Genomic DNA, 10148 nt, shown 5'->3' with positions numbered 1-10148 from the left:
CCGGGAGGACGGCGTGGGGCCCCGCGCTCGTGCCGGGTCAGTTCCATGCGCGCGAGCGCCACGGCATCCCGGAGTCGCCCGAGTCGGGGGTGCGGACCGCCAGGACCTGGTTGACGCCGATGCGGTTGCGTTCGAAGGCGACGGCGGAGGCGGCCATGTAGAGCCGCCAGACCCGGGCCCGGCCGGGCCCGGTGAGGCGGACGGCCCGGTCCCAGCCGTCCTCCAGCCGGGCCACCCAGCGGCGCAGGGTGAGGCCGTAGTGCTCGCGGATCGACTCCAGGTCGCGGACCTCGAAGCCGGCGCGTTCGAGGTGGCCGACCGTGGCGCCGACGGGGGCGAGTTCGCCGTCGGGGAAGACGTAGGCGTCGATGAAGGCGTCCACGTCGTAGGCGGACTCGTCGCGCTGCGGACGACGGGCGATCTGGTGGTTGAGCAGCCGGCCGCCCGGCTTCAGCAGGGCGAACAGGACGTGCGCGTACTCCAGGTACTGGTCCGAGCCGACGTGTTCCGCCATGCCGATGGAGGAGACCGCGTCGAACGGGCCGTCGGCGACGTCCCGGTAGTCCTGGACGCGGATCTCGACCTTGTCGGTGAGTCCGGCGTCGGCGACGCGCTTGCGGGCGTAGGCGGCCTGCTCCCGGGAGAGGGTGATCCCGACGACGTGCGCGCCGTGCTCGCGGGCCGCGTGGATCGCCATGGACCCCCAGCCGCAGCCGACGTCCAGCAGGCGCTGACCGGGGCTCAGGTCCAGTTTGCGGCAGACGAGTTCGAGCTTGTCGCGCTGGGCGTCCTCCAGGGCTCCGTCCGGGGACTCCCAGTAGGCGCAGGAGTACACCATGGACGGGCCGAGGACGAGTGCGTAGAAGTCGTTGCCGACGTCGTAGTGGTGGCTGACGGCGCGTCTGTCGGTGCGGCGGGTGTGCAGGTGCCCGGTGCGGCGGATCTCCTCGCGGGGCGGGGCGGGCGGCAGCGGGGGGCCTGCGAGCCTCAGCAGCCCGCGGGCCGCGGCGCGGAACTCGGGGTCGCGCAGGGCCTGGGCGAGGGTGCGGGCGTCCTCTCCGCGCTCCCACAGCAGCCCGGAGAGCAGGTCGAGGGCGGTGTACAGGTCCCCCTCGACGTCCACGTCGCCGGCCACCCACGCGCGGGCCAGGCCCAGTTCGCCGGGCTTGAACAGCAGCCGGCGCAGGGCCCTGCGGTTGCGTACGACCAGGGTCGGCGCGCCGGGCGGGCCCGCCTGCGAACCGTCCCAGGTGCGGACGCGCACCGGGAACGGGGCTCCCAGCAACTGTTCGGCGAGGGCATGGAGCCGCGGCGCGACGTCAGCCATGATGCACACCTCCGTGACGGTGATCCCGGAATGTCCTGACACCACGTAAACACGACGGGGAGGGCTGTCCAGTCCCGCGCGGCCGTCACGGCTGGGCAAAATACCTGCACACGGCATCCGTCGTCAGCGGGGCACGCCGAAGGGGCCGTCCGCACCACGGATGGCGGACGGCCCCTTCGGGGTGTCTCAGTGACCGCGGGCCCACCGGGCCACGGTCGGGTGACCGGGGGTCAGGAGGCCTTGGCCTTCTCGTTCTCGGCCTTCTCGGCGGCCGGCTTCTCGGCGGCCGGCTTCGCGGCGACCGGGGCCGGCTTCGCGGCCTCGTAGAACTCCTCGCGCGGGGACTCCAGCGCGCCGAGCGCCACGACCTCGCGCTTGAGGAACATGCCGAGGGTCCAGTCGGCGAAGACGCGGATCTTGCGGTTCCAGGTCGGCATCGCCATGCCGTGGTAGCCACGGTGCATGTACCAGGCGAGGCGGCCCTTGAGCTTGATCTTCATCTTGCCCATGACGATCATCGCGACGCCCTTGTGGAGGCCGAGGCCCGCCACCGCACCCTTGTTGGAGTGCGCGTACTCCTTCTGCGGGAAGCCCCGCATGCCGGAGATCACGTTGTCGCCGAGGACCTTGGCCTGACGCAGCGCGTGCTGTGCGTTCGGCGGGCACCAGGCGTTCTCGACGCCGGCCTTGCGGGCGGCGACGTCGGGGACCTGGGCGTTGTCGCCGGCGGCCCAGATGTAGTCGGTGCCCTGCACCTGGAGGGTGGGCGCCGTGTCCACGTGACCGCGCGGGCCCAGCGGCAGGCCGTAGCGGGCCAGGACCGGGTTGGGCTTGACGCCGGCCGTCCACACGATGGTGCTGGAGTCGACCTCCAGCCCGTTCTTCAGCACGACGTGGCCGTCGACGCAGGAGTCCATGGAGGTGGAGAGGTAGATCTCCACGCCCCGGCTCTCCAGGTGCTGCTTGCCGTACTGGCCGAGCTTGGGGCCGACCTCGGGCAGGATCTTGTCCGCGGCGTCGACCAGGATGAAGCGCATGTCCTCGCGGGACACCGTCTTGTAGTACTTGGCCGCGTCGCGGGCCAGGTCCTCGACCTCGCCGATGGTCTCCGCGCCGGCGAACCCGCCGCCGATGAAGACGAAGGTGAGCGCCTTGCGGCGGATCTCCTCGTCGGTCGTGGAGTCGGCCTTGTCGAGCTGCTCGAGGACGTGGTTGCGCAGGCCGATGGCCTCCTCGACGCCCTTCATGCCGATGCCCTGCTCGGCGAGGCCGGGGATCGGGAAGGTGCGGGAGACCGCGCCGAGGGCGATCACCAGGTAGTCGAAAGGCAGCTCGTACGCCTCGCCCACGAGGGGGGCGATCGTGGCGACCTTGCGGTCCTGGTCGATGGTGGTCACCCGGCCGGTGAGAACCTCCGCCTTGGGCAGCACGCGTCGCAGCGGGACGACGACGTGGCGCGGGGAGATGTTGCCGGCGGCGGTTTCGGGGAGGAAGGGCTGGTAGGTCATGTACGACCGGGGGTCGACGACCGTGACGGTCGCCTCGCCGTAGCGCATCTTCTTGAGGATGCGCCGAGCTGCGTACAGGCCTACGTACCCACCGCCTACTACGAGGATCCTGGGACGCTCCGTGGTGCTCATGCCATCGAGTATCCACCCGCTCGAGGGGGGTCGCTCGTGCGCCCCTTCACAAGCTTGCCGAGGGTGTGTGCTATCCTCCGCCGCTCGCGTGATCCACATCATGGCGCGAGACGGGAACCAGCGTGTAGGGCCTGACGTTGTCAATGCCGCGTGAGCTGCCTCTCCGGGTCCCGGAGGGCTCCGTGAGGGCCCCGGGCCGACGCCTCGCGAGACACTCGCGATACGTCCGTGCGCGCCTGTTTTGAACACGTTCACACGGCAGTTCGACCCCCGGAAGGGTCAACGGGGAGGCCCGCTTCCTCCGGGAGGACCGAATTCCTTGTGAAGAACTTCACGAACTTTTCCGACGGGGTGCCGCGAGAACGCGCCCGAGGGGCCCCGAAGGGCCCCCCGGCCGTGCTCATCCGGGCATCCTGCCTGCTCAGCAGAGTGCACCGGGCGGGTCGGACGCCCGTTAGACGACCGACCACGCGACGCCGTCGAGGATGTCCCACGAACGCGACTCATCCCGGCCGCGTGTACACGTATGCGCGTACACTGACGTCATGACCGAGGACACCGTGACCGTACGGGAAGCCCGCGCCCATCTCGCGGACCGCATCAACCTGGCCGAGGAAGGCACCCCGACGATCATCACTCGCAACGGCACTCCGGTGGCGGCGGTGGTGCCGATCGCGGACTTCGAAGCCCTGGAAGAGGCGGCCGACGTCATGTTGGCCCGAGAGGCCGAAGCGGTCCTGGCCGAGAACGGCCCCACCGTGACCATGGCCGAGCTGCTGGCAGATCTGTTCACCGAGCACGGTGAAGGCGCCGCGTGAAGTACGCGTTCCGGTTCACCACGGCGGCGCAGCGGCAACTGAGGGACCTCGCTCGGCTCGACGCCATGCGCATCCTGACCGCGCTGACCGCGCTCGGCGACGACCCGTACCGCGAGGGTGCCGACGTCAAGAAACTCACCGGCACATCGGGGCTCTACCGGCTCCGGGTCGGCAACTACCGGGTCGCTTACCAGGTGGACGACGGTGAACTCGTCATCCTCGTCGTCAAGGTGGGCAACCGGCGCGACATCTACCGCAACCGGTGAGGCACGCGGGTCCTCACGGGCCCGCGTGCCTTGAGCCACCCGACTCCACCGAGGATCGCCACTTACCGCATCATCACGACTTGAGTGCCGTGTGGAACGCGATCCCGTCGAGGATGTCGTGCTCGCTCACGACGACCTCCTGGGCCCCGACCCGCTCCATGATCGCCAGCAGGACCAGCGCGCCCGCCCCGATCACGTCTACCCGGCCCGGGTGCATCGCGCCGATCGCGGCGCGCTCGGCGTGCGTGGAGCGCAGCAGCCGCCCGGTGATCTCGCCGACCTGCTCGCGCGAGACGCGCGAGTGGTGGATGGCCGCCGAGTCGTACTCGGGCAGCCCCTGGGCGATCGCCGCGACCGTGGTGACCGAGCCGGCCAGGCCGACCAGGGTGCGCGCCTCGCGCAGCGGGACCGTGCGCTCGGCGAGGTCGAGGGCGGCCTCGACGTCGGCGCGCATGGCCGCGATCTGGCGCTCGGTGGGCGGGTCGGTGACCGTCCCGTCCACGACCAGGTGCCGCTCGGTCATCCGCACGCAGCCCACGTCGACGGAACAGGCGGCGCGCACCCGGTCGTCGCCGACGACGAACTCGGTCGAGCCGCCGCCGATGTCGACCACCAGATAGGGCCTGGCCAGGTCGTCGCGGCCGGTGAGCTCCTTCGTGGCCCCGGTGAAGGAGAACTCGGCCTCCTGCTCGCCGGTGACGACCTCGGGCTCGACGCCCAGGATGTCCAGCACCCCGCGCACGAACGCGTCCCGGTTCTCCGCGTCCCGGGAGGCTGAGGTGGCGACGAAGCGGAGCCGCTGCGCGCCGAGCTCCTTGACGACGGCCGCGTACTCCCGGCAGGCGGCGAAGGTCCGCTCCAGCGCCTCGGGGGCGAGCCGGCCGGTGCGGTCGACGCCCTGGCCGAGCCGGACGATCGTCATGCGGCGCTCCAGGTCGACGAGTTCCCCGGTCCGCGGGTCGGCGTCGGCGACGAGCAGCCGGATGGAGTTCGTGCCGCAGTCGACGGCGGCGACCCGCGTCACCGCCCGTCCCCCGTCGCGGGGGCCGACGAGTCCGTCCCACAGGCCGCGGAGTCCGTCGCGAGCGTCACGCAGGCGCCCTTGCGCCACCACTCGGGGAGCATCGCCAGCGCCTCGTCGCCGAGCGGGTTCACGCCCGGGCCCGCCGCCAGGGAGTGCGCCACGAGCACGTGCAGGCACTTGACCCGGTCCGGCATGCCGCCCGCGCTGGGGAAGTTCTTCAGCTCCTCGATCGCGTCCCGGCGCCGGACGTAGTCCTCGTGCGCGGCCCGGTAGGAGGCGGCGAGCTCGGGGTCGCTCTGCAGCCGCTCGGTCATCTCCTTCATCACGCCGTTCGCCTCCAGCGTGCCGATCGCCGAGTTGGCCTTCGGGCACGTCAGGTAGTACAGCGTCGGGAAGGGCGTGCCGTCGGGCAGGCGCGGCGCCGTCTCGACGACGTCCGGCTGTCCGCACGGGCAACGGTGCGCGATCGCGCGCAGGCCGCGCGGCGGGCGTCCGAGCTGCTGCTTGAAGGCCTCGACGTCCGCTTCGGCGGGCTCGGTGCGCGGGGTGGTCGGCGGGGGTGTTTCCATGCCTGTCTTTCTATCGGTCGGTCACTGGCCGGAGGCGTCCGACGAGTCGACCCCGTCCCAGACGTTCGCGTACCAGGGGCGGTCGGTCGCCCCGAGCCGGGCCCGGGACTGCCGGGCCGCGTCCGGGTCGATGACGATGTAGCCGGTCTCCCCCGGCAGGACGTAGTGCAGCCGCTGCCGGATCTGCTGCTCGGCGTAGGCGTCGTCCTGCCAGCGCGCCTTGAGGTCGCGTAGCTGCTGCACGCGCTCGCTGGCCTGCTGCTTCTCGCGCTGCAGGTCGGCGACCTCCGCGCGCTGGGAGACGTACTGGCGCATCGGGTAGGCCAGGGCGACGATCAGCGTGCACAGGACGAGCGCCAGCAGGGCCGCGCGCCCGGTGAGCCGGGAGCGGCGGGCCTGACGCTTCGTCTGGGAACGGTAGACCCGGGCCGCGGTCTGCTCGCCGAGCAGCTTGATCCTGGTCGCGGTGGAGAACCGGTCCCGGTCCTTCACGGCCATGTGCTCCGCCTCCCCGTCACGTGCGTACGTCCCCGCACACGGTACGGGACCGAGTACGGGGACGTACGTACGACTGGCTAGGGCTTGCCCCGGTAAGGGGCAGCCCCTGGTCCGAGGATCAGCCCTTGAACCGCGGGAAGGCGCTGCGGCCTGCGTACACCGCGGCGTCGTCGAGGATCTCCTCGATGCGCAGCAGCTGGTTGTACTTGGCGACGCGCTCGGAGCGGGCCGGGGCGCCGGTCTTGATCTGGCCGCAGTTGGTGGCGACGGCGAGGTCGGCGATGGTGACGTCCTCGGTCTCGCCGGAGCGGTGCGACATCATGCACTTGAAGCCGCTGCGCTGCGCGAGCTCGACGGCGTCCAGGGTCTCGGTGAGCGAGCCGATCTGGTTCACCTTGACGAGCAGGGCGTTCGCCGCGCCCTCCTCGATACCGCGGGCGAGGCGCTCGGGGTTGGTGACGAACAGGTCGTCGCCGACGATCTGCACCTTGTCGCCCAGCTTGTCGGTGAGCACCTTCCAGCCGGCCCAGTCGTCCTCGAACAGCGGGTCCTCGATGGAGACGAGCGGGTAGGCCGCCACGAGCTCCTCGTAGTACTCCGTCATCTCGGCGGCCGAGCGGGACTTGCCCTCGAACTCGTACCTGCCGTCCTTGTAGAACTCGGACGCGGCGACGTCGAGCGCGAGCGCGATCTGCTCGCCCGGCGCGTAGCCGGCTTCCTTGATGGCCTCGAGGATGAGGTCGAGGGCCTCACGGTTGGAGCCGAGGTTCGGGGCGAAGCCGCCCTCGTCGCCGAGGCCGGTGGACAGGCCCTTGCCCTTCAGGACCTTCTTCAGCGTGTGGTAGACCTCGGTGCCCCAGCGCAGGGCCTCGGAGAAGGACTCCGCGCCCACGGGAGCGATCATGAACTCCTGGATGTCCACGTTGGAGTCGGCGTGCGAACCGCCGTTCAGGATGTTCATCATCGGCACCGGCAGCAGGTGCGCGTTGGGGCCGCCCAGGTAGCGGAAGAGCGGGAGGTCGCTGGCCTCGGAGGCGGCGTGGGCGACGGCGAGGGAGACGCCGAGGATGGCGTTGGCGCCGAGCGAGCCCTTGTTGTCGGTGGCGTCCAGGTCGAACATGGCCTGGTCGATCAGCCGCTGCTCGGTGGCGTCGTAGCCGACGAGCTCCGGGCCGATCTGCTCGATGACGGCGAGGACGGCCTTCTCGACGCCCTTGCCGTGGTAACGGTTGGGGTCGCCGTCGCGGAGCTCGATGGCCTCGAAGGCGCCGGTGGAAGCGCCGGACGGAACGGCGGCACGACCCGTGCTGCCGTCGTCGAGGCCGACCTCGACCTCGACCGTGGGGTTGCCTCGGGAGTCCAGGATTTCCCGGGCTACGACGACGTCGATGGACGGCACGAGCATCTCCTTCTTGGGATGTGACGCTGGTTGTGCGGGGCCCGCGGGCCAGGACGGCCTCGGATGAGCCTTGCGACTAGAGCCTAACCGCCCCCGGGCCGTCGGCAGCCGACCGACCGTCCCGTGGACAGACAGACCGTACCTATTGTTCACGCCCGGAACAAAGGGGGTGGCCGAGAAAGTTGCCGGGGGACGGCGAACGAGCAAAGAGAAACCCCGCTCCGGTGCGTACGGGGGAACACGCACCGGAGCGGGGAGCCCGTGGGGACGGGGGGCGACCCTCACGAGGTCTTCAGTGTGCCGACCTCGGTTGTGAGGGCGCTGTGGTCTCTCGGGGAGCCGGGTGTCACTTCAGGTGCAGCTGCTGCCCCGGGAAGATGAGGTTCGCGTCCTCGACGATGTCCTTGTTCAGCTCGAACAGCTTGTGCCAGCCGCCCTTGACCTTGTGCTTCTCGGCGATGGAGCTGAGCGTGTCGCCCTTGACGACCTTGTACTCGCCGTCGCCCTTCTTGACCTTCTCGCCGGTCGGGGTGGTGACCGTCTTGGAGGCCGCCGGGCGGTCGGTGGAGCGGGAGGCGCTCTGCTTCTCCGTCGAGCGGGTGCTGCTGCCGCTGTTCGACGAGCTGGAGGAGCCCGAGGAGCCGGAGGAGTTGGAGCCCGAGGAGCTGGAGGAGTCGGCGCTGCTGCTGTTGTAGGCGGCGCCGGACAGGCCCGTGCCGCAGACCGGCCAGGCGCCCTTGCCCTGGGAGGCGAGCACCTTCTCGGCGACGGCGATCTGCTGCGACTTGGAGGCCTGGTTGGCCTGCGCGGCGTACTGCGTGCCGCCGTACGCGGCCCAGGTCGAGGCGGAGAACTGCAGGCCGCCGTAGTAGCCGTTGCCGGTGTTGATGGACCAGTTGCCGCCGGACTCGCACTGGGCGACCGTGTCCCACTCGGAGGTGGTGGCGGCGGAGGCGTTGCCGGCCGCCATCAGCGGAGCGGCGATGGCGACACCGGTGACGCCGGCCAGAGCGGCGGCGCGGGTGGCCTTGGACGGACGACGGTGCTTGCCCTTGGCGGAAAACAGCATGGTGGATCCCCTCACCGACGCCTACGAGGTGAGCTGTCGGGTTCGGGCCGTGTGAGTTGCCCGGTCACTCCTCCGTGGGAGCCGTGCTCCCTGGAGGGGTGACTTCACCCCAAGCCGGACCAGCCTCGACAGCCGGCGCCGGCGCTTACCTTGGGTCCCCCGCTCCTGCCTACGGCGCTTGACGCGACGACTGTTCCCGGGCCGCCACTGGCAGGATTCGGCGTTGCGACGACCGGGGCTCGGGTTGCCGAGCGGCCTCGACCGTAGACACGTGATCCGCCGAATTTCAAAGACGATCAGGGCTTCTGAGACTCATCCCACACTTTCACCAAACCGGACATTCGGCGCGAAGCGTGACGTGAACTCCCGCTGTTTTTACCGGGTTTTGCGCCCTATTGGACCCCTGTGTCGAGGGTCTGACCGGGGGTGATGTCGCTCGGGTCGCCGCCGATGAGGTCCTTGTTCTCGGCATAGAGGGCGCGCCATCCGCCGTCGAGGCCAAGGGAGTCGGCGATGGAGACGAGCGAGTCGCCCTCCCGGACGACGTAGGTGGCCGCGGCGTGCCGGCCGCCGCCGGCGGTGGCGACGGTGGCGACTCCGTTCGTCGAAAGGTCCGTGACGCCCTTGGTCGTGCTCTCCTCGGCGGTGGACCCGCGGTGCCGGCCGGAGCCGAGGGAGCCGGTGTCGACGAGGCTCCAAGAGCCCACTTCCTGGCCCGACTTGTCCGAGTCGTCCGCTTCCGGGGTGACCGTGGGCGAGCCGTCGGCCGCCCGTCCGCCGCCCGCGTCGGCCGAGCCCTTGCCCGCACCGGAGCCGATGGAGTCGTCCGCGGCGGCGGAGGAAGAGGGCGAAGAGGACGAAGGGGACCCCGAGGGCGAACCAGAGGGATCGGCGGACGAGTCGGACGATCCCGTCGAGGCGGACGGACCGTCGCCCGACGCGTCGGAGGAGCCCGACGGGTCCGGGGAGGACGACGGGCCCGAGGACCCCGACAGCCCCTTGGTGAGGTCGGACAGTCCGGAGGAGGACGAGCCGGAGGAGCCGTCCGCGAGGCCCGTGTCCACGTCCAGCGCGCCGTTGTCCTTGGTGAGGCCGGAGGTCAGCCCGCAGGTCCCCCACGCGCCGACGCCGTCGGCCGCGAGCACCTTCTGCGCCACCGCGATCTGCTGGTTGCGGCTGGCCAGATCGGGCCTGGCCGCGTAGTCGAGCCCTCCGTACGCCTCCCAGTCCTGCTGGCTGAGACTCAGGCCTCCGTACTCGCCGCCGCCCTTGTCGGCGCTCCACGAGCCACCGGTCTCGCACTGCGCCACCTTGTCCCACACCGTGCCGTCGGCTGCGCTCGCGCCGGAGGCGGCCAGCAGCGGGATGGCGATGGCGGAGCCGGTCACTCCGGCCGCGACGAGGAGGGCCGGAGCCTGACGGGGGCGACGGTGTCGACCGTTCCCGGAGAGCATGCGAGGGGCCTTTCTCTGGACAGCAGTACCGGCGCGGCGACCCGAGACCGGCCCGTCGCGCTGACGAGTGAACGTATCGGCAGA

Annotated in this window: 10 protein-coding genes and 1 riboswitch; of the genes, 2 read left to right on the top strand and 8 right to left on the bottom strand. The window is 70.9% G+C overall.

Annotation, left to right across the window (positions count from 1 at the left end; genetic code table 11):
- Nucleotides 1-37: 37 nt before the first annotated feature.
- Together ACFVYK_RS30870 and ACFVYK_RS30865 are read right to left on the bottom strand one after the other, a co-directional pair.
- Entirely contained in the window at nt 38-1327 is a 1290-nt protein-coding gene (locus ACFVYK_RS30870) for a class I SAM-dependent methyltransferase (RefSeq protein WP_389779702.1), read from the bottom strand.
- 230 nt (nt 1328-1557) lie between these two features.
- Nucleotides 1558-2967, bottom strand: a complete 1410-nt coding sequence (locus ACFVYK_RS30865) for an NAD(P)/FAD-dependent oxidoreductase (RefSeq protein ID WP_389779700.1) — start codon at nt 2965-2967, stop codon at nt 1558-1560.
- 545 nt (nt 2968-3512) lie between these two features.
- Between ACFVYK_RS30865 and ACFVYK_RS30860 the strand changes: the two genes are divergently transcribed.
- The gene (locus tag ACFVYK_RS30860; RefSeq protein WP_389779698.1) at nt 3513-3785 is read left to right on the top strand and encodes a type II toxin-antitoxin system Phd/YefM family antitoxin; all 273 of its coding nucleotides are present in this window, start codon (nt 3513-3515) and stop codon (nt 3783-3785) included.
- Entirely contained in the window at nt 3782-4051 is a 270-nt protein-coding gene (locus tag ACFVYK_RS30855; protein ID WP_389779696.1) for a type II toxin-antitoxin system RelE/ParE family toxin, read from the top strand. Before ACFVYK_RS30860 ends, ACFVYK_RS30855 begins: the two co-directional genes overlap by 4 nt.
- Nucleotides 4052-4124: 73 nt before the next feature.
- Here the strand turns inward: ACFVYK_RS30855 and ACFVYK_RS30850 are convergent, their stop codons facing one another.
- From ACFVYK_RS30850 to ACFVYK_RS30825, 6 genes are all read right to left on the bottom strand, one after another.
- Nucleotides 4125-5075, bottom strand: a complete 951-nt coding sequence (locus ACFVYK_RS30850) for an exopolyphosphatase (protein WP_389779694.1) — start codon at nt 5073-5075, stop codon at nt 4125-4127.
- Nucleotides 5072-5644, bottom strand: a complete 573-nt coding sequence (locus ACFVYK_RS30845) for a DUF501 domain-containing protein (RefSeq protein ID WP_389779693.1) — start codon at nt 5642-5644, stop codon at nt 5072-5074. The genes ACFVYK_RS30850 and ACFVYK_RS30845 overlap by 4 nt, the downstream gene beginning before the upstream one ends.
- 21 nt (nt 5645-5665) lie before the next feature.
- Nucleotides 5666-6142, bottom strand: a complete 477-nt coding sequence (locus ACFVYK_RS30840) for a septum formation initiator family protein (RefSeq protein WP_389779691.1) — start codon at nt 6140-6142, stop codon at nt 5666-5668.
- 118 nt (nt 6143-6260) lie between these two features.
- Nucleotides 6261-7547: a phosphopyruvate hydratase gene (gene eno / locus ACFVYK_RS30835; protein WP_389779690.1), complete on the bottom strand. Its 1287-nt coding sequence runs from the start codon at nt 7545-7547 to the stop codon at nt 6261-6263.
- 340 nt (nt 7548-7887) lie between these two features.
- Complete coding sequence (locus ACFVYK_RS30830; RefSeq protein WP_389779688.1) at nt 7888-8610, bottom strand: transglycosylase family protein; 723 nt, start codon at nt 8608-8610, stop codon at nt 7888-7890.
- A gap of 3 nt (nt 8611-8613) precedes the next feature.
- A riboswitch (cyclic di-AMP (ydaO/yuaA leader) is annotated at nt 8614-8797 on the bottom strand.
- Nucleotides 8798-9002: 205 nt separating this feature from the next.
- Nucleotides 9003-10064 carry a transglycosylase family protein gene (locus ACFVYK_RS30825; RefSeq protein WP_389779686.1) on the bottom strand — a complete coding sequence of 354 codons (1062 nt, stop codon included), beginning with the start codon at nt 10062-10064 and terminating at the stop codon, nt 9003-9005.
- Nucleotides 10065-10148: the final 84 nt, after the last annotated feature.

Origin of the sequence: Streptomyces sp. NPDC058291 (assembly GCF_042880855.1) — a bacterium.
In the GTDB taxonomy this organism is placed as follows: domain Bacteria; phylum Actinomycetota; class Actinomycetes; order Streptomycetales; family Streptomycetaceae; genus Streptomyces.
The sequence above is the reverse complement of the archived record's forward strand: the minus strand, read 5'-3'. Positions and strand labels throughout refer to the sequence as shown.